Raw genomic sequence first — 17,515 nt, 5'->3', positions numbered from 1 at the left:
GAGCCGAGCCCCTCGGACGCGGGGTTCGTGCCGGAGTGAAAAACCATCCCGGACTTCGTCCGGGCTACGGTTGGGCGCATATCGCAGAATTGCCACATGTCCGCACCGACGCTCTCCACGCCGATCACAGCGATCTACACCGGCCGCGTGCAGCTGATGCCCGGCGACAGCCGCACGACCGGCATCTTCAAGCACGCCGTCACCGGCCCGCTGCAGGTCGGCGTCGAAGGGCTCGAAGGCGACCAGCAAGCGGATCGGCGCGTGCACGGCGGACCCGAGAAGGCGCTGCATCACTTTCCGGTCGCGAACTACCGCCGCCTGGCCGATCGATTCCCGGACCTCGCTGCGGCCTTCGTGCCCGGCGCGCTCGGCGAGAACATCACGACGCCCGATCTCGACGAGGGGGACGTCTTCATCGGAGACACGTTCGCCTTCGGCAGCGCGCGCATCCAGCTCAGCCAGCCGCGCCGCCCGTGCTGGAAGATCGACGCGCGCTTCGGTCTCGAAGGCATCGCGCTTTTCATCGAAGCGCACGGACTCGCCGGCTGGTACTACCGCGTGCTCGAGCCGGGCACGGTGCGCAGCGGCGATGAACTGAAGCTGCTCGATCGTCATCCCGAATCGCTGAGCCTGCGCGAGTTCCACGTGCTGGCACATGCGCATCGCCCGACGGTGGCCGAACTGATGCGCCTCGCCCATCTTGCCGGTCTCGAGCCCAGCTGGGCCGAACGCTTTCGCGCCCGCGCGCTGTGGCTGCATCACAACGCGCCGGCAGACGGCGCGCGGACAAACGAGACGTGAGAAAGCTGCCGGACTACCCGGTTCGCGACGCGATCCCGGCCTTGCAGCGCGCATTGGCGGAACACGGGCGCGCCGTGCTCGCGGCGCCGCCCGGCTCGGGCAAGACCACCACGGTGCCGCTCGCGCTGCTCGACGAGCCCTGGTTGCGCGATCAGCGCATCGTCATGCTCGAACCGCGTCGCGTCGCGGCGCGCGCATCGGCGGCGCGCATGGCGCAGCTGATGGGCGAAGCCGTCGGCGAGACGGTGGGCTACCAGGTGCGCTTCGATCGGCGCGTGTCGAATGCCACGCGGATCGAAGTCGTCACCGAAGGCCTGCTGACGCGGCGCCTGCAGAGCGATGCCGAGTTGCCGGGCGTGGGCCTGGTGATCTTCGACGAGTTCCACGAGCGCAGCCTCGATGCGGATCTCGCGCTGGCGCTGACGCTCGATGCGCGCGCCAACCTGCGGCCCGAGCTGCGCGTGCTGGTGATGTCGGCGACGCTCGACACCGCGCGTGTCGCCGCGCTGCTCGACGGCGCGCCGGTCATCGAGGCCAGCGGGCGGATGTTCCCGGTCGACCTGCGCTATCTCGGTCAGAAGCCGGACGCGCGCCTGGACGATGCGATGGCCAGCGGCGTGCTGCGGGCGCTCGCGGAGACGCGGGGCGATGTCCTCGCTTTCCTGCCCGGCGCACGCGAGATCCGCGGCACGCAGCGGCAGGTGGAGTCGAGCGCTGCGGCGAAGGATCTGGTCGTGCGTCCGCTGTACGGCGAGCTGTCGTCCGCCGAGCAGGACCTCGCGCTGGCGCCGGACGCGCAGGGCCGGCGCAAGCTGATTTTGGCGACCAACATCGCGCAGACCAGTCTCACCGTCGAAGGCGTGACCACCGTCATCGACGGCGGTTACGTGCGTGCAGCGCGTTTCGATCTGGGCGCCGGTTCCAACCGGCTGGACACGCTGCGCGTATCGCGCGCCGCGGCCGACCAGCGCGCCGGTCGCGCCGGTCGCCTCGGGCCCGGCGTCGTGTATCGCTTGTGGAGCCAGGACCAGCAGGGCGCGCTCGCCGCACACGACACGCCGGAAATCCTCGCGGCGGATCTCACGCGCTTCGCGCTCGAGCTCGCCTCCTGGGGCGCCGGCGATCCGGCGCAGCTCGCGCTGCTCGACCGTCCGAGTGCCGCCAACTGGAACTACGCGCGCGACCTGCTGCTCGCGCTGGGCGCGCTCGACAGCGCGGGCCGCATCACGCCGCACGGTCGCGCCTTGTCACGGCTGCCCGCCGCGCCGCGCATCGCACACCTGATGCTGGTGGCGCGTGATCGCGGGCTCGCACAGTCCGGCGCCTGGCTCGCCGCAGCGCTCGACGAGCGCGATCCCGGAGGATCGACCGATCTCGTCGAGCGCGTGGCGCGACTCGCGGCCGGCAGTCCGGATCCGGCGCAGCGGCGTCGCGTCGACGAGACGGTGCGGCAGACCCTGCGTCTGCTCGGCGAAGAACCGCGTTCGGCGCGCAGCGCATCGACGCTCGATCACGACGGCCTGCCGGTGCTCGTGTCGGTGGCGTTCCCAGAGCGTCTCGCACGGCGCCGCGAAGGCCTGCGCGAACTCTCGTCCGGCGGCCCGCGCGGTGCACGAGAGGTGGCGTTCCTGTGCGCCGATGGCGGCGAGGCGCGCCTGCCGGAGAACGATCCGCTCGCGCGTGCGGAGTGGCTGGCCATCGCGCACTGGGACCCGGGCGCGACGCGGCGCATCCGCCTGGCCGCCTCGCTCGACGAGGCCGCGGTCCGTGCCGCGCACGCCGATCGCCTGGTGTCGCACCGCGAAGTGCGCTGGGACGCGCAGCAGGACATCGTCGTCGCCGAGGAGCAGCAGCGCCTGGGCGCGATCGTGCTGTCGGCGCGCCGCATCGCGGACGCCGGCGAGGCGGGCCGCACCGCGATGATCGCCGGCATCCGCCGCCTCGGCCTGGGCTGCCTGCCGTGGAACGAATCCGCGCGGCAGTGGCAGGCGCGCGTGCAGAGCCTGCGTGCCTGGCAGCCGGAAGGCGCGTGGCCCGACGTCTCGGACGATGCGCTGCTCGCCACGCTGGAGGACTGGCTCGCGCCACACCTGGACGGCGTGACGCGACGCGCGCACCTGGACGCGCTGAACCTGCCGGACATCTTCAACGGCATGCTCGACTACGCCGCGCAGCAGCAACTGCAGAAGCTCGCGCCGACGCAGCTCACGGTGCCCTCGGGCCAGCGCCGCGGGCTGAGCTACGCGGCCGGCGCGCCGCCGACGCTGGAGGTGAAGCTGCAGGAGATGTTCGGCTGCCTGCAGACGCCCACGGTGTGCGCGGGGCGCGTGCCGGTGCTGTTGCACCTGTTGTCGCCCGGCCAGCGGCCGGTGGCGGTCACGCAAGATCTCGCCGGGTTCTGGGAGCGCGGCTACATCGAGGTTCGCAAGGACCTGCGCGGCCGGTATCCGCGCCATCCATGGCCGGATGATCCGCGGGCGGCGCAGGCGACGCACCGGGCGAAGCCGCGCGGGACGTGACCAGAAAAAGGCGGGCGTTCGACGCTGCAACATCCCCGACTTCGTCCGGGCTACGTAAGCGGATAGCACGCCGCCTTATGATTCCCGCATGAAACTTCCGATTGCGACCCGATGAGCTCCGTCCACTTCCGCAAAGCCGCGCGTGCCCTGCGTGCCGGCGGCGTCATCGCGTATCCGACCGAGGCCGTCTGGGGCCTGGGGACCGATCCCTGGAACGAGCGCGCCTGCGAGCGCCTGCTGGCGATGAAGGACCGCAGCTGGGACAAGGGCCTGATCCTGGTCGCGTCCAGCGCAGAGCAGCTCGCACCGTTCATCGAGGTGCCGTCGAACGCGGTCTGGAAGCGCGCGGCACTGACCTGGCCCGGCCCGAATACCTGGGTGTTTCCCTGCCGCGAAGAAACGCCGATGTGGATCAGCGGCGATCACGACACGATCGCCGTACGCATCTCGGCGCACGAGACCGTGCGCGCGCTGTGCGAGCGTTTCGGCGGCGCCGTGGTGTCGACCAGCGCCAACCCGGCGGGGCGCGAACCGGCGCTGTCGGCGACGCAGGCTCGTCTCTACTTCGGCGACGAACTCGACTACGTGCTGCCCGGCGCACTCGGCGGCCTGAGCAAGCCGACGTCGATCCGCGACGCGCAGACCGGCCATATCCTGCGGCGATGAGCCCGCTTCCCGAACAGCAGCCGGATGCCGCCGCCGTCGAGCAGTGGCTGCGCGGTTTGCAGACGCGTATCTGCGAAGGGCTGGAACAGGCCGACGGTTCGGCGCAGTTCTGTCGCGACGAGTGGACACGCGCCGAAGGCGGGGGCGGCACCACACGCATCCTCGAGAACGGCGCGCTGTTCGAACGCGCAGGCGTGGGCTTTTCGCTCGTGCACGGCCCGCGGCTTCCGCCGTCGGCGAGCGCCGCGCGACCGGAACTCGCCGGCCGCGGCTTTCGCGCGATGGGTGTCTCGCTGGTGCTGCACCCGCGCAATCCGTTCGTGCCGACCACGCATCTGAACGTGCGCTACCTCGTCGCCGAGAAGCCGGACGCGGATCCGGTGTGGTGGTTCGGCGGCGGCTACGACCTGACGCCGTACTACCCGTTCGAGGAAGACGCGGTGCACTGGCATCGCAGCGCGAAGGCCGCGTGCGATTCGGCGGGCGCCACGATCTACCCGCGCCTGAAGAAGCACTGCGACGACTACTTCGTGCTCAAGCACCGCGGCGAGACACGCGGTGTCGGCGGACTGTTCTGCGACGACTGGAGCGAGGGCGGCTTCGGCGCGAGCTTCGCGCTGATCCGTGCGATCGGCGACAGCTTTCTGCCAGCGTATCTGCCGATCGTCGAGCGTCGCCGCGGCACGCCGTACGGCGAGGCGGAACGCGACTGGCAGCTCGTGCGCCGCGGCCGCTATGTCGAGTTCAACCTCGTCTGGGATCGCGGCACGCTGTTCGGCCTGCAGTCGGGCGGGCGCACCGAATCCATCCTGATGTCGATGCCGCCCGAGGTGCGCTGGCGCTACGATCTGAAGCCCGCGCCCGGCTCGCCCGAGGCCAGGCTGATCGACGAATTCCTCAAACCACGCGACTGGCTCGGGACATGACGCTCACCGAACTGCGGTATCTCGTGAACCTCGACAAGGAGCGCCACTTCGGCCACGCGGCGGAGCGTTCCTTCGTGTCGCAGCCGACGTTGTCGGTGGCGATCAAGAAGCTCGAGGAGCAGCTCGGGGTGACGCTGTTCGAGCGCGTGCGTGGCGAAGTCAAACCCACGCCGGTCGGCGAGAAGGTGGTGGCGCAGGCCAAGCGCGTGCTCTCCGAGGCCAAGCTGCTGGAGGACCTGGCGCGTGAAGGCCAGGACGAACTCGTCGGCCCGCTGCGCTTCGGCGCCATCTACACCGTCGGGCCGTACCTGCTGCCGCACCTGATTCCGCTGCTGCGCCAGCGCACGCCGAACATGCCGCTGGTGATCGAGGAAAACTTCACGGCGCGCCTGCTCGAGCAGCTGCGCGACAACGAGATCGACGTCATCTGCGTCGCGGTGCCGATCGACCCGCAGGGCCTGAGCATCTGGCCGATCTACGACGAGGATTTCGTCGTCATGCTGCCGGCGGACCATCGCTGGGCGGGCGAGGCGCAGATCACCGCGCGCAAGCTCGCCGAAGAGCCGCTGCTGCTGCTCGGCCCGGGACACTGCTTCCGCGAGCAGGTCATCGAGGCCTGCCCGAAGTGCGTGGATCCGGATGCCTCCGGTCCGCAGCCGCAGACCGGCAGCAGCCTGGAGACGATTCGCCACATGGTCGCCAGCGGCCTGGGGCTCACGGTGCTGCCGCGCTCGTCGGTTGAGAACCGTCCCGCCGAAGACGCGCCGCTGCTGGTGGCGCGCCCGTTTGCCAACAAGGCGCCCTCGCGTCGCATCGCGCTGGTCTGGCGCAAGACGTTTCCGCGCCTCCAGGCGATCCGCGCACTGCACGAGGTCATCCTGTCGATGCCGATGCGCGGCGTGAACTTCCTTCCGGACGCACCGCTCACCGAAGGCTGATCGAGTAGCCCGGGCGAAGCCCGGGAAGCCGCCATCACAAACGAAAAACCCTCCGCAAGGAGGGTTTCTTGAAGCCATCCGGGAAACGCTCAATCCGAGGGCTTGGGCCCCGACTCGCCGGGCCGGCGCGCATGCTTCTGATCCGGAACCAGTGCCGCGACGTGCGACTGCGGACGGCGACGCAATTCGCGCAGGCGGGTGAGCGTGGTGACGGCGTCGCGATCCAGCGCCGTGACGACCAGCCCGAAGTCTTCGTTGATCAAGCGCACCATCGGACCTTCCGGCGTCTGATCGATCGTCAGATGTCCCGATTTGCGCAGGCCTTCGAGGCCCTTGATCAGATCTCCGCGGCGCAATGCCGTCTCCGGCCACTCCGCCATCAACTGCTTGAGAGGAAAACTGAAGCCTTGCTCGACCCGGTGGCGGGCCAGCAGCCCGTGAATCGCGTAGTGGATCGCTTTGGGAGGGATATTCATGGCATTTCGGCGCGAGCTTTCTGCATCCGCAGATGCGCGAAGGAGCGTCGGAAATCTAATACGCCACGTGAACGCACGGGCCGCAACGGGACACCGCTGGTCGCCCCACAGCTGCCGCTCAGCCCGCAGCTGCCGGTCCGTTCAGGTTCGCAGCATTTCGTAGGCGACGAGCACCAGCATCGCGGCGAACGACAATTGCAATTTGCGCGGGGAAAGGCTGTGCGCCAGGCGCGCGCCCAGGGGTGCCATCAAGGTGCTGGCCACCGCCAGGCCGGCGAACGCCGGCCCGCTGACATAGCCGAGCGACGGCGCCGGCACGCCCGCATGTCCCCAGCCGGCCAGCACGTAGCCGAATGCGCCTGCCCAGGCGATCGGAATGCCGCCGGCCGCCGCCGTGCCCACGCACTCGCGCAGCGCGATGCCGCGCAGCGCCAGGTACGGCCCGGTCAGCGATCCGCCGCCGATGCCGATCAGCGACGACAGCATGCCGATGATGCCGCCCGACACGCCCAGTTCGGTCGTGCGCGGCGCAGCCAGGCGCTGCATCGCGCCGAACTTGTAGTCGAACGCCATCTGCATCGCGATCAGCAGGCTGCTGATGCCGACGAGCTTGCGCAGCGCCTGTCCGGGCAGCGCGTCGGCGACGAACGCACCGGCGAGCGCACCGATGGCCAGGGCGGGGCCGTACACACGCAGCAGGTCCCAGCGCACGCCGCCGCGACGATGGTGCGACAACGTGGAGGTGATCGACGTCAGCGCGATCACCGCCAGGGAAGTGCCGAGCGAGATGTGCATGACGATCTCGGGCGGCACGTTCTGCCGCGCCAGCACCAGCGCCAGCGCGGGCACCATCACCATGCCGCCGCCGATGCCGAAGAGGCCGGCCAGCACTCCGGCAACCGCACCGGTGGCGAGAAAGATCAGCAGGGTTTCCATGAGTGCCCGCAGATGCGCCGGTGTTCAGGGCGCGATTCGTACAATGGGGCGCGCATCCTACCCACCGTACCTGCCTGTCGCCATGCTTTCGAGAGCACTGACCGTCGTCGTCGCGCTGTTGCTGCCTTCACTGGCGGCGGCCCAGACGCCTGACGCGCTGGCCCCGGCGCGGGCCGCATTCGTCGAGGCGCTGGCCGCCATCCCGCGAGGCGTCGTCGACGCCAACGACAGCGCGTTGCTGCGCAGCTATCCGCTGTATCCCTATCTCGAAGGCGAGCGCCTGGAGTGGCAGCTCGCGCGCAGCCCGCTGCCGCCGGACGACGCCATCGGCACCTTCCTGACGCGCGACGGTGACGCGCCGTGGACGCGGGATCTGCGCACCGCCTGGCTCAGGAAGCTCGCCGACCAGGGCCGCTGGCCGGAGTTCCTGGCCTATTACGTCGAGGCGCGTGCCGACACTTCGCTGCGCTGTCACGCGATCGTCGCCAGCATCGCCACCGGACCGACGCCGGCGCTGATCGCGCCGGGTCTGGCGATCTGGCGCACCGGTTCCGAGCTGCCGGCGTCGTGCGCGCCGATGATCGACTGGCTGACGCAGCAGGGCGTGCTGGGCGCGGCGCAGGTCGCGGAACGTGCGCGCCTCGCGCTCGAGGCCGGCAAGCTGGATGTCGCCCGCATGCTCATCCGCCAGCTTCCGGCTCCGCAGCGCGCTCCCTACGAACTGTGGGTCGACGTGCTGAGCGATCCGACGCGCAATCTCGAGCGCGGCATCGTGTCCGGCGTCGAGCCGCGCGCGGCGATCGACGGCTTCGCGAAACTCGCGCGCGCCAACCCGGACGACGCCGCCGTCGTCGCGGCACGCCTGGAAGCCAATTGCGGAAGGCCGTGCACGATGCCCTCGCTGCAGTCGCCGGGCAGCACCGGCGAGATGCGCCGCGAGATCGCGCTGAACCTGGCCTGGAGTCGCCGGCCGGAAACCGTCGGCATGTTCCGCCAGGTGCCCGAGGTGGCGCTCGACGAGCGCGCGCACGAGTGGCGCGTGCGCGCCGCGCTGTGGGCCAGCGACTGGCCGCAGGCCGCGAGCTGGATCGCGCAGATGCCGCCGGCACTGGCCGAGCAGCCGCGCTGGCGTTACTGGCGCGGACGCGTCGCTGAAAAGCTCGACCGGCGCGACGCTGCGAGCGCCGACTACCAGCGCCTCAGCACCGAGAACGGCTACTACTCGGCGCTGGCGTCCGAACGTCTGGGCCGGGCCTATGCACCGCGCGCGCAGGTGCGTCCGGGCGATCCGGCGGCGCGTCAGCTCATCGGCGATTCGCCTGGATTCGTTCGCGCCAGGGAAGCCTGGAAGATCGAGCAGCTGCCGTGGGCGCGCGCCGAGTGGAACGAGGCGACGAAGAACTTCGACGCGACGCATCTGCTGGAGGCCGCACGCGTCGCGTCCGCCTGGGGATGGCATCTGCAGGCGGTCGCCTCGTCGACCCGCGCCGAGGTTTTCGACGACTTCGATCTGCTCTACCCGCGCCCCTACGCCGCGGAACTCACCGGCGCCGCCAAGCGCGCGAAGCTGCCGCCGGAATGGGTCTGGGGCGTGCTGCGCCAGGAGAGCCTGTACGACCCGCGCGCACGCTCGTCCGCCAACGCGCTGGGCCTGCTGCAGCTGCTGCCGGAGACGGCGCGCGCCGTGGCGCGACGCAACGGCTTCGACAAGCCCACCGAGGAGAGCCTGTTCGATCCGTCGACCAACCTGCTGCTCGGCACCACCTACCTGCGCGAGCAGTTCGAGACGTTCGGCGGGCGCTTCGTGCTCGTGCTCGGCGCCTACAACGCCGGCCCGAATGCGGTGCGGCGCTGGCTGCCGGCGCAGCCGCTGGAGACCGACGTCTGGATCGAGAACATTCCGTTCAACGAGACGCGCAATTACATCCAGCGCATCGCCTGGCACAGCACGGTGTTCGGCTGGGAGGCGAGCGGCAAGCCGCAGCGCATGAAGCCCTGGCTGACGCCGATCTCGGCGGACCTCGCCCCGACCGGGCAGCTGGAATGACGGCGATGAAGATCTATCTGGTCGGTGGCGCCGTGCGCGACGCGCGTCTCGGCCTGCCGGTGAAGGAACGCGACTGGGTCGTCGTCGGCGCCACGCCCGAAGAGATGGTGGCGCAGGGCTATCGGCCCGTCGGCAAGGACTTCCCGGTGTTCCTGCATCCGAAGACGCAGGAGGAATACGCGCTCGCCCGCACCGAGCGTAAATCCGGACGCGGCTACCACGGCTTCCAGTTCCACACCGGTCCCGAGGTGACGCTCGAGGACGATCTGTGGCGGCGTGATCTCACGGTCAATGCGATGGCGCAGGACGAGGACGGCAAGCTCGTCGATCCGCACGGCGGACAGCGCGATCTCGATGCGCGCCTGCTGCGTCACGTCTCGCCTGCGTTCGCCGAGGACCCGGTGCGCATCCTGCGCATCGCGCGTTTCGCCGCGCGTTTCGCCTCGCTCGGATTTCGTGTGGCGGACGAGACGATGGCGCTGATGCGGTCGATGGTCGACGCGGGCGAGGTCGATCATCTCGTCGCCGAGCGCGTCTGGAAGGAAACCGAGCGCGCGCTGATGGAGCCGAGCCCCGGCACGTTCTTCGAAGTGCTGCACGCCTGCGGCGCGCTGGCGCGCGTGATGCCAGAACTCGCCGCGCTGTCCGGCGTGCCGCAACGCGCGGACTACCATCCCGAGGTCGACACGCTGGTGCACACGCTGATGTGCGTCGACGCGGCGGTGCGTGCGCAGCACGGCATCGAGGTGCGCATCGCCACGCTGCTGCACGACCTGGGCAAGGCGGCGACGCCCAAGGGCGAGCTGCCGAGCCATCGCGGCCACGACATGCGCGGCCTGCCGCTGGTCAAGCAGTTCTGCGAACGCCTGCGCGTGCCCAACGGCGCGCGCGACCTGGCGCTGATGGTCACGCGCGACCACCTGCTCGTGCACAAGGTGCGCGAGCTGCGGCCCAAGACGCTGCTCGAATTGCTCGAGCGCTTCGATGCGTTCCGGAAGTCGGGCCGTTTCGAACAGGCCTTGAGCGCCTGCGAGTGCGATGCGCGCGGGCGGCTGGGTTTCGAGGACGACCCGTATCCGCAGACGGATTACTTGCGTGCTGCCGCGAAGGCTGCGGCCGTGGCCAATGCGGATGTGCTGGCCGATGGATTCACCGGTCCTGCGGTCGGCGAAGAGATCGTGCGTCGCCGGCTCGCGCGGCTCGTGACGTGGAAGCAGTCGCAAACCTGATCCCGCGTAGCCCGGGTGAAACCCGGGATGGGCGCTCGTTGGGAAGAGACGATCCCGGGTTTCACCCGGGCTGCGGGTTACGGAGACCCGCGCAGGCGATGGCGCCAACGTAGCCCGGACGAAGTCCGGGATGGATGCTCGTTGAATAGGGGCAACCCCGGACTTCGTCCGGGCTACACAAACAAAAACCCCGCGGGGCCGAAGGCCGCCGCGGGGTTTGTTCGGGCGATGAATTGCCCGGCGCTGACCTCAGAGGGCCAGACCGCTGGTCACGCTCGACACCGGCAGCTGGCCGAGCACCGGCAGCACGCCACCGACCAGGCCGTTGGCCGTACCGCTGACGGCCGGCAGGTTGGTGAGGCCACCGACCGTGCCGCTGAGCGAGCCGTTCAACAGGCCGCCGACCACCGGCAGACCGTCGAGGCTGGGCAGGCCGCCCGAGACGCTGCCGCTCAGCAGGCCACCGACCACCGGCAGACCCGCGAGGGCGCCGGAGCCGCCGACCGAGCCACCCAGCAGACCGCCGACGACCGGCAGACCGTCGAGCGTCGGCAGGCCACCGGACAAGGTGCCGCCGAGCACGCCACCCACGACCGGCAGGCTCGCCAGCGCGGTCAGCCCGCCCGTGGCGCCACCGACCGAGCCGCTCAGCAGGCCGCCGACGACCGGCAGGCCGTCGAGGCCGGGCAGGCCGCCCGAGAGCGTGCCGCCCAGGACGGGCAGCCCCGCGAGGCCGCCGCCGGTCGAACCGCTCAGCACGCCGCCGATCACCGGCAGGCCGTTCTGGCCACCGATCACACCGGTGAGCGAGCCGGTCAGCGAGCCGAGCACCGGCAGGCCGTTCAGCGCGCCGCCGAGGCTGGAGCCGAGGCCGCCGACCACGGGCAGACCACCGACGGGGGCGGCCTGTGCCGACGCGGCGCCAAGCAGGGCGGAAGCGGCGAGGAACATCGAGATCTTGCGCATGGGAATCCTCCAATCTGGAAACGAAAATGAGATGTCCGGACGGTGGGTGCGGACCTTTCCGGAGACGCCGCCCGACTGCTTCGCGGTGTCTCCCGGCAGGTGTCTGCGCTTGCCGCCCTCCGGTGGACCATTCATAGGAGTCAGGTGGCAGCTTGTTTCGTCGGCGCAGACGGACGGCATGGACATGGCGACGCCGGGGATGAGCGGTGGTCCGCGACCGATGGCCGCCGACGTGATCGACCCGTCAGTCGGATTCCGGCGCACGGAAAACCGTCACGCGCGTCAAGATTTCGTCGCGCGGATCGATGCGCGCGTGCTGTCGGACTCGGCTGCCTGTCGTGAGCGAGGCATTGAAGCGCGCTCAGCGCGGGTGCCTCCCCTCATCCTTTCGTGACGAGACGTATCGGGCGCAACCCGATGCGGGGATACGCCGCTACTCGCCGGCAGCCGGAGCAGCAGGCCCGTAGAGCGTCGGCGCCAATTCCCCGCCGCCCTGCGAGTCATCGATCTGGTCGTTGAGCTTCCAGTCGAACGCATCGCCGCCGATCCGCGTCACGCTGGCAAGCTGCTCCGCCAGCGCCGGCGCCGCGTACTGGCGCAGGTGCGCGATGACGTCCGCGTCCTTCGCGCCGAAATCCGGCTTCAGCCATTCGTACAGGCTCGACACCTGCAGGCGGCCCTTCTCGTCGAAGCGCACGCCGCGCGGCGTGTTCACGAAGGCGCGTGCGGCGGCATCGAACATCGCACCGGCGTTCGAGGCGGTGTAGGCCTCGCTGGCGAGATTCGGACTGCCGATGGCCGCGCGGCACAGCGCGTAGGCGGTGCGCGGGTCGTGCCAGAGCGGTCGCAGGATGCGGTGCTCGATGTCGTCGAGCGACAGCGTCTCGTCCTCGACCTTGAGCATGTTCGCGCCCCACGGGCCCTTGGCGAACAGGCCCGGCGAGATCGCGATCGACAGGATGCTGGCCAGCGGGTAGCGCTCCAGCACCAGCTTCACGGTGTGCGCGTTGTACAGGTTGATCCAGTACGCGAGCTGCTCGTCGGGCCGCAGCTTCGACACCTCGGTGCGCTGGAGCTGGTCGAGATACACGCGCAGGTACCCGCGATCCTCGCCGCTGACGGCGCCGTAGCGCACACGGGCCACGCCATCGGCGCCGGTGACGACGTAACGGCCGAGGAACTGCGTCCACAGCGTGTGATTGAGCACGCGCGGGGCGGCGGGGTTGTTGCGCGTCCAGCGTTCCCAGCGCTCGGCCTTGGGCGGCGCGGCGATCGCGAGCACCGGCGACAGCGCGAGCCCCAGCAGCAAGGCACGACGCGTCGGCTGCATCTTCAAGTGCGGCGCGCTGTGGAGTGCGCGATCAGCCAGTCGGTGATGTCGGTGGTGACCTGCTCGCGGCAGGTGTCGTTCAGCAGTTCGTGACGGCCGCCGTCGTAGATCTTCAGCGTCACGTCCTTGAGGCCGGCCTGCGCGTACGCGCGCTCGAGGATGCTGGGTCCGCGCGTGCCCTGCGTGGCTGCGTCCTCGGTGCCGGCGATGATCAGCACCGGCAGGTTCTTGGGAATGCGCGCGAGCCGTGCCGGCTCGCGCAGGCGCGCGCCGTAGGCCAGCAGGTCGGACCACAGCCCGGACGACGCGCGAAAGCCGCAGCGCGGATCGTTGACGTAGGCGTCCACCTCGGCGGCGTCGCGCGACAGCCAGTCGAACGCCGTGCGCGTCGGCTTGAAGCGCCGGTTGAACTTGCCGAACGACAGGCGCTCGGCCAGCGCGCTGCGATGGCGCGGACCGCCCCAGGCGATCTCCGCGTTCATCAGCACGGCGCCGATGGCGCGCATCGCGCCCATGTTGCCGGTGGTCGACGACAGCACGCAGGCCTGGATGTCGCGGCCGTGATGGACGATGTAATCCTGCGACAGCAGCGCGCCCATGCTGTGACCGAACAGCATCAGCGGCACGCCGGGGTAACGCTCGCGCATGTCCACCTGCACCGCGCGGATCGATTGCAGCGCCAGGCGCCAGCCATGCTCGTCGGCGAAATGCCCGAGCTCGTCCGGGGCACGCGCCGTGCGGCCGTGACCGGGCAGGTCGTGCGCGAACACCGCGTAGCCGGCGCGCGTCAACGCGGTGGCGAAACGTGCGTAGCGACCGCCGTGCTCGGACATGCCGTGCACGATCTGCACGCAGGCGCGCGGCGCAGCCGAAGGCAGCCAGGCGCGCACGAATGCGACGCCATTGCGCACCTTCAACTGGAACTCGGTCGCACTCAAGATGTAGTTTCCGTCTGCTGTACGCCTGGGCCGGCGCATCTCGATCGATATCGGCGCAGTCTTCCACAACCGAGGAGGTCAATCCATGCGAGTCCCGCAATTCCTCCGGCGAGCCCGATGTCTTCGTAGCCCGGACGAAGTCCGGGACTTTTCCCCGACGTACCGGCGCCACTCCCGGACTTCGTCCGGGCTACGACAGAGGAACGCTTCATGAAGGCACTGCTCGCCATCGACCAGGGCACCACCAGCACCCGCGCCATCGTGTTCGACGCCGCCGGGCACAAGCTCGGCACGCACCAGGTCGAACTGCCGCAGTCGTTCCCGAAGCCGGGCTGGGTCGAGCACGACGCGCTGCAGATTCGCGACGACGCCATCGCCTGCGTGCGCGGTGCGCTGAAGGCCGCGAAGCTCGGCGCCAAGGACATCGCCGGCATCGGCATCACCAACCAGCGTGAGACCGCGGTGATCTGGGACCGCAAGAGCGGCAAGCCGATCCATCCAGCGATCGTCTGGCAGGACCGGCGCACGGCGGACTTCTGTGCGAAGCACGCCGATCGCAGCGAATGGCTGTCGGAGCGCACCGGCCTGTTGCTCGATCCCTATTTCTCCGCGACCAAGATCGCGTGGATGCTGGAACACGTGGACGGAGCGCGCGCCCGCGCCGAGAACGGCGAGCTGGCGTTCGGCACCATCGATTCCTGGCTGCTGTGGACGCTCACCGGCGGCAAGGTGCACGCCACCGACGCCAGCAATGCATCACGCACGGCGCTGTTCAACCTGCGCACGCAGGACTGGGACGACGAGCTGCTGACGTTCTTCGGCGTGCCGCGCGCGCTGCTGCCCGAGGTCATGGATTGCGCCGCCGAATTCGGCGCCACCGACGGCGCGCTGTTCGACGGCGCCATCCCGATCCGCGGCATCCTCGGCGACCAGCAGGCCGCCACCGTCGGCCAGGCCTGCTTTGCGCCCGGCATGATCAAGAGCACCTACGGCACCGGTTGCTTCATGGTGCTCAACACCGGCGAAGAGTTCGTGCGCAGCCGCAACAAGCTGCTGTCGACGGTGGCCTACCGCTTCGGCGGCAAGACCACGTATGCGCTCGAAGGCAGCATCTTCGTCGCCGGCGCGGCGGTGCAGTGGCTGCGCGACGCGGTGCACCTGATCGAGTCGGCCGGCGACACCGAGAAGCTCGCGCGTTCGATCGAGGACACCGAAGGCGTGTATCTGGTCCCCGCCTTCACCGGTCTGGGCGCGCCGTACTGGGATCCGCAGGCGCGCGGTGCGATCTTCGGCCTGACGCGCAACTCCGGCATCGCGCACATCGTGCGGGCCGCGCTGGAGAGCGTCTGCTACCAGACGCGCGATCTTCTCGGCGCGATGCGCGAGGACGCGATGGATCCCACCGAGCTGCGCATCGACGGCGGCATGGTGGTGAACGACTTCGTCGCCCAGTCGCTGGCCGACATCCTGCAGGTCGCCGTCGTGCGCCCCGCGACGGTCGAGACCACGGCGCTGGGCGCGGCGTTCGCGGCCGGCCTGCAGGCCGGTGTCTACGACTCGCTCGACAGCATCTCGAAGCTGTGGGAGGCCGAGGCGCACTTCAAGCCAGCGCTGGCGTCGAAGAAGGCGGATGCCTTGTACGCCGGGTGGCAGACGGCGGTGGAGCGGGTGCGGAGTCAGCCAGGGGAATAGTGGTTCGCGGCGAATTCGACGCCCCCGTAGCCCGGACGCAGTCCGGGATCGCTGCTCGAATTGCGAGGTGAGCCCCGGACTTCGGCCGGGCTACGTCGCTCTTGGACCTTTCGAATTCGACCGCAAGACCCGGAGTGTGCAAGCTCGGATCGGGCCGTAGATTGGCACCTGCACCATCCAGTTCCAGACGAGGGACAGAGGCCATGAACACCGCAACCCATTCCACCAAGGCTGTCACCGCCGAGCGCGCCGCCCGCACGCAAGGCGACCCGCGCTGGCCGCGCGTGCAGGCACGCGATGCGAGCGCCGACGGACAGTTCTTCTATTCGGTGAAGACCACCGGCGTGTACTGCCGTCCCTCCTGCGCCGCGCGCCCCGCGCGTCCGGAGAACGTCGACTTCCACCTGACGACCGCCGCCGCCGAAGCCGCGGGCTTCCGGCCGTGCAAGCGCTGCAAGCCCGACCAGCCCTCGCTGGTCGAACAGCACGCTGCGAAGGTCACGAAGGCCTGCCGCGTGATCGAGTCCTCGGAGGAAATGCCCAGCCTCGATGCACTGGCGCAGCAGGCGGGCATCAGCCGCTTCCACTTCCACCGCGTGTTCAAGACGGTCACCGGCCTGACGCCGAAGGCCTACGCCGCGGCGCACCGGGGCCGCGTCGTGCGCAAGGAGCTGGTGAAGAACGGCGGCAGCGTGACCGACGCCATCTTCGAAGCGGGCTACGGATCCAACGGACGCTTCTACGCGCGATCCAACGAGCTGCTCGGCATGACGCCCACGGCCTATCGCGACGGTGGTGCGAACACCGAGATCCGATTCGCGATCGGCGACTGTTCGCTGGGCGCCATCCTGGTCGCCGAAAGCGCGCGCGGCATCTGCGCGATCCTGCTCGGCGACGATCCCGAAGCACTCGCACGCGACCTCCAGGACCGCTTCCCGAAGGCCAGGCTCGTCGGCGGCGACGCCGGGTTCGAGCAGCGCGTCGCGCAGATCGTCGGCTTCGTCGAAGCGCCGGGCACGGGTCTGGATCTTCCGCTCGACGTGCGTGGAACCGCGTTCCAGCAGCGCGTGTGGCAGGCGCTGCGCGAGATTCCGGCCGGCCAGACGGCGAGCTACGCGGACATCGCGAATCGCATCGACATGCCCAAGGCGGTGCGCGCGGTGGCGCAGGCCTGCGGCGCCAACGCGATCGCGGTCGCCATTCCCTGCCATCGCGTCGTACGCAACGACGGCGCGCTGTCGGGTTACCGCTGGGGCGTGGAGCGCAAGCGCGCCCTGCTCGATCGCGAGGCACGCGCTTGAGCGCGGTGCTTCGCGAAGCGGATGGGACGCCGCACGACGCGCTCGTGCGGCGCCTCGACGCCATCGACTGGCAGAACGTCCACGACGATCTGAACGCGCACGGCTACGCCGTGATCCCCAAGCTGCTCGACGCCACGCAATGCGCGTCCGCCATTGCGCTCTACGACGAAGCGGCGCTGTTTCGCAGCCGCATCGTCATGGCGCGTCACGGCTACGGCCGCGGCGAGTACCAGTATTTCGCGTACCCGTTGCCGGATCTGGTCGCGACCTTGCGCACCGGCGTGTATCCGCACCTGGCGCCGCTGGCCAATCGCTGGAGCCAGGCGATGAAGATCGACGTGCAGTATCCCGCGACGCACGCCGATTTCGTGCAGCGCTGCCACTCCGCTGGGCAGAAGCGTCCGACGCCCTTGCTGCTGCGCTACGGCGCCGACGACTACAACTGCCTGCACCAGGATCTCTACGGCGAGCACGCGTTTCCGCTGCAGCTGGCCGTGCTGCTGTCGAAACCGGAAGAGGATTTCACCGGCGGCGAGTTCGTGCTGACCGAGCAGCGCCCGCGGATGCAGTCCGTCGCCGAGGTGGTGCCGCTGCAGCAGGGCGACGCCATCGTGTTCGCCGTGCATCACCGGCCGGTGAACGGATCGCGCGGCGTCTATCGCGTGAATCTGCGGCATGGCGTGAGCCGCTTGCGCTCGGGTCACCGGCACACGCTCGGCGTGATCTTCCACGACGCCACCTGAATCGCGA

The 17,515-nt window shown here is 69.8% G+C and carries 16 protein-coding genes; 11 read left to right on the top strand and 5 right to left on the bottom strand.

Going from position 1 to position 17,515, the window contains the following annotated elements:
- Positions 1 to 96 precede the first annotated feature (96 nt).
- From DFR24_RS15060 to DFR24_RS15040, 5 genes are all read left to right on the top strand, one after another.
- A complete protein-coding gene (locus tag DFR24_RS15060) occupies positions 97 to 801 on the top strand; it encodes an MOSC domain-containing protein (protein WP_210772320.1) in 705 nt (234 codons plus the stop codon).
- Positions 798 to 3,320, top strand: coding sequence for an ATP-dependent helicase HrpB (hrpB, locus tag DFR24_RS15055; RefSeq protein WP_210772319.1), 2,523 nt, complete (start codon positions 798 to 800; stop codon positions 3,318 to 3,320). Before DFR24_RS15060 ends, hrpB begins: the two co-directional genes overlap by 4 nt.
- A gap of 111 nt (positions 3,321 to 3,431) precedes the next feature.
- The gene (locus DFR24_RS15050) at positions 3,432 to 3,986 is read left to right on the top strand and encodes an L-threonylcarbamoyladenylate synthase (protein ID WP_133882209.1); all 555 of its coding nucleotides are present in this window, start codon (positions 3,432 to 3,434) and stop codon (positions 3,984 to 3,986) included.
- Positions 3,983 to 4,912, top strand: coding sequence for an oxygen-dependent coproporphyrinogen oxidase (gene hemF / locus DFR24_RS15045; protein WP_133882208.1), 930 nt, complete (start codon positions 3,983 to 3,985; stop codon positions 4,910 to 4,912). Before DFR24_RS15050 ends, hemF begins: the two co-directional genes overlap by 4 nt.
- On the top strand, positions 4,909 to 5,850 hold the full coding sequence (locus tag DFR24_RS15040; RefSeq protein WP_133882207.1) for a hydrogen peroxide-inducible genes activator: 942 nt from the start codon (positions 4,909 to 4,911) through the stop codon (positions 5,848 to 5,850). Before hemF ends, DFR24_RS15040 begins: the two co-directional genes overlap by 4 nt.
- A gap of 89 nt (positions 5,851 to 5,939) precedes the next feature.
- Here the strand turns inward: DFR24_RS15040 and DFR24_RS15035 are convergent, their stop codons facing one another.
- Together DFR24_RS15035 and DFR24_RS15030 are read right to left on the bottom strand one after the other, a co-directional pair.
- Complete coding sequence (locus tag DFR24_RS15035; protein ID WP_133882206.1) at positions 5,940 to 6,326, bottom strand: hypothetical protein; 387 nt, start codon at positions 6,324 to 6,326, stop codon at positions 5,940 to 5,942.
- Positions 6,327 to 6,467: 141 nt separating this feature from the next.
- On the bottom strand, positions 6,468 to 7,262 hold the full coding sequence (locus tag DFR24_RS15030; RefSeq protein ID WP_133882205.1) for a sulfite exporter TauE/SafE family protein: 795 nt from the start codon (positions 7,260 to 7,262) through the stop codon (positions 6,468 to 6,470).
- Between the two features lie 82 nt (positions 7,263 to 7,344).
- Here DFR24_RS15030 and DFR24_RS15025 point away from each other — a divergent pair, with 82 nt between their 5' ends.
- Together DFR24_RS15025 and DFR24_RS15020 are read left to right on the top strand one after the other, a co-directional pair.
- Entirely contained in the window at positions 7,345 to 9,309 is a 1,965-nt protein-coding gene (locus DFR24_RS15025; protein WP_162851232.1) for a transglycosylase SLT domain-containing protein, read from the top strand.
- Positions 9,310 to 9,314: 5 nt separating this feature from the next.
- Positions 9,315 to 10,538 (top strand): multifunctional CCA addition/repair protein, encoded by a 1,224-nt coding sequence (locus DFR24_RS15020; RefSeq protein WP_133882203.1) that lies wholly within the window; start codon positions 9,315 to 9,317, stop codon positions 10,536 to 10,538.
- Positions 10,539 to 10,787: 249 nt separating this feature from the next.
- Here the strand turns inward: DFR24_RS15020 and DFR24_RS15015 are convergent, their stop codons facing one another.
- Complete coding sequence (locus DFR24_RS15015; RefSeq protein ID WP_211346608.1) at positions 10,788 to 11,639, bottom strand: hypothetical protein; 852 nt, start codon at positions 11,637 to 11,639, stop codon at positions 10,788 to 10,790.
- A gap of 43 nt (positions 11,640 to 11,682) precedes the next feature.
- Here DFR24_RS15015 and DFR24_RS15010 point away from each other — a divergent pair, with 43 nt between their 5' ends.
- Positions 11,683 to 11,898, top strand: coding sequence for a hypothetical protein (locus tag DFR24_RS15010; protein ID WP_133882201.1), 216 nt, complete (start codon positions 11,683 to 11,685; stop codon positions 11,896 to 11,898).
- Positions 11,899 to 11,937: 39 nt separating this feature from the next.
- On the opposite strand, the gene DFR24_RS15005 is transcribed toward DFR24_RS15010, so the two are convergent.
- Together DFR24_RS15005 and DFR24_RS15000 are read right to left on the bottom strand one after the other, a co-directional pair.
- The gene (locus DFR24_RS15005) at positions 11,938 to 12,834 is read right to left on the bottom strand and encodes a DUF547 domain-containing protein (RefSeq protein WP_133882568.1); all 897 of its coding nucleotides are present in this window, start codon (positions 12,832 to 12,834) and stop codon (positions 11,938 to 11,940) included.
- 2 nt (positions 12,835 to 12,836) lie between these two features.
- Positions 12,837 to 13,772 carry an alpha/beta hydrolase gene (locus DFR24_RS15000; RefSeq protein ID WP_162851231.1) on the bottom strand — a complete coding sequence of 312 codons (936 nt, stop codon included), beginning with the start codon at positions 13,770 to 13,772 and terminating at the stop codon, positions 12,837 to 12,839.
- A gap of 210 nt (positions 13,773 to 13,982) precedes the next feature.
- Here DFR24_RS15000 and glpK point away from each other — a divergent pair, with 210 nt between their 5' ends.
- From glpK to DFR24_RS14985, 3 genes are all read left to right on the top strand, one after another.
- Positions 13,983 to 15,464 (top strand): glycerol kinase GlpK, encoded by a 1,482-nt coding sequence (gene glpK, locus DFR24_RS14995; RefSeq protein ID WP_133882199.1) that lies wholly within the window; start codon positions 13,983 to 13,985, stop codon positions 15,462 to 15,464.
- Positions 15,465 to 15,667: 203 nt separating this feature from the next.
- Complete coding sequence (gene ada / locus DFR24_RS14990; RefSeq protein WP_133882198.1) at positions 15,668 to 16,765, top strand: bifunctional DNA-binding transcriptional regulator/O6-methylguanine-DNA methyltransferase Ada; 1,098 nt, start codon at positions 15,668 to 15,670, stop codon at positions 16,763 to 16,765.
- Positions 16,762 to 17,508 carry a 2OG-Fe(II) oxygenase gene (locus tag DFR24_RS14985; protein ID WP_133882197.1) on the top strand — a complete coding sequence of 249 codons (747 nt, stop codon included), beginning with the start codon at positions 16,762 to 16,764 and terminating at the stop codon, positions 17,506 to 17,508. The genes ada and DFR24_RS14985 overlap by 4 nt, the downstream gene beginning before the upstream one ends.
- Positions 17,509 to 17,515: the final 7 nt, after the last annotated feature.

The sequence above is a fragment of the Panacagrimonas perspica genome (genome assembly GCF_004364935.1).
GTDB lineage: Bacteria > Pseudomonadota > Gammaproteobacteria > Nevskiales > Nevskiaceae > Panacagrimonas > Panacagrimonas perspica.
This window is presented reverse-complemented; position numbering and strand designations above follow the sequence as displayed.

Excerpts from the sequence above, each read along its gene's own strand:
- DFR24_RS15060 (WP_210772320.1), top strand. The coding sequence starts at position 97 with ATGTCCGCACCGACGCTCTCCACGCCGATCACAGCGATCTACACCGGC.
- DFR24_RS15050 (WP_133882209.1), top strand. The coding sequence starts at position 3,432 with ATGAGCTCCGTCCACTTCCGCAAAGCCGCGCGTGCCCTGCGTGCCGGC.
- hemF (WP_133882208.1), top strand. The coding sequence starts at position 3,983 with ATGAGCCCGCTTCCCGAACAGCAGCCGGATGCCGCCGCCGTCGAGCAG.
- DFR24_RS15040 (WP_133882207.1), top strand. The coding sequence starts at position 4,909 with ATGACGCTCACCGAACTGCGGTATCTCGTGAACCTCGACAAGGAGCGC.
- DFR24_RS15035 (WP_133882206.1), bottom strand. The coding sequence starts at position 6,326 with ATGAATATCCCTCCCAAAGCGATCCACTACGCGATTCACGGGCTGCTG.
- DFR24_RS15030 (WP_133882205.1), bottom strand. The coding sequence starts at position 7,262 with ATGGAAACCCTGCTGATCTTTCTCGCCACCGGTGCGGTTGCCGGAGTG.
- DFR24_RS15025 (WP_162851232.1), top strand. The coding sequence starts at position 7,345 with ATGCTTTCGAGAGCACTGACCGTCGTCGTCGCGCTGTTGCTGCCTTCA.
- DFR24_RS15020 (WP_133882203.1), top strand. The coding sequence starts at position 9,315 with ATGAAGATCTATCTGGTCGGTGGCGCCGTGCGCGACGCGCGTCTCGGC.
- DFR24_RS15015 (WP_211346608.1), bottom strand. The coding sequence starts at position 11,639 with ATGAATGGTCCACCGGAGGGCGGCAAGCGCAGACACCTGCCGGGAGAC.
- DFR24_RS15010 (WP_133882201.1), top strand. The coding sequence starts at position 11,683 with ATGGACATGGCGACGCCGGGGATGAGCGGTGGTCCGCGACCGATGGCC.
- DFR24_RS15005 (WP_133882568.1), bottom strand. The coding sequence starts at position 12,834 with ATGCAGCCGACGCGTCGTGCCTTGCTGCTGGGGCTCGCGCTGTCGCCG.
- glpK (WP_133882199.1), top strand. The coding sequence starts at position 13,983 with ATGAAGGCACTGCTCGCCATCGACCAGGGCACCACCAGCACCCGCGCC.
- ada (WP_133882198.1), top strand. The coding sequence starts at position 15,668 with ATGAACACCGCAACCCATTCCACCAAGGCTGTCACCGCCGAGCGCGCC.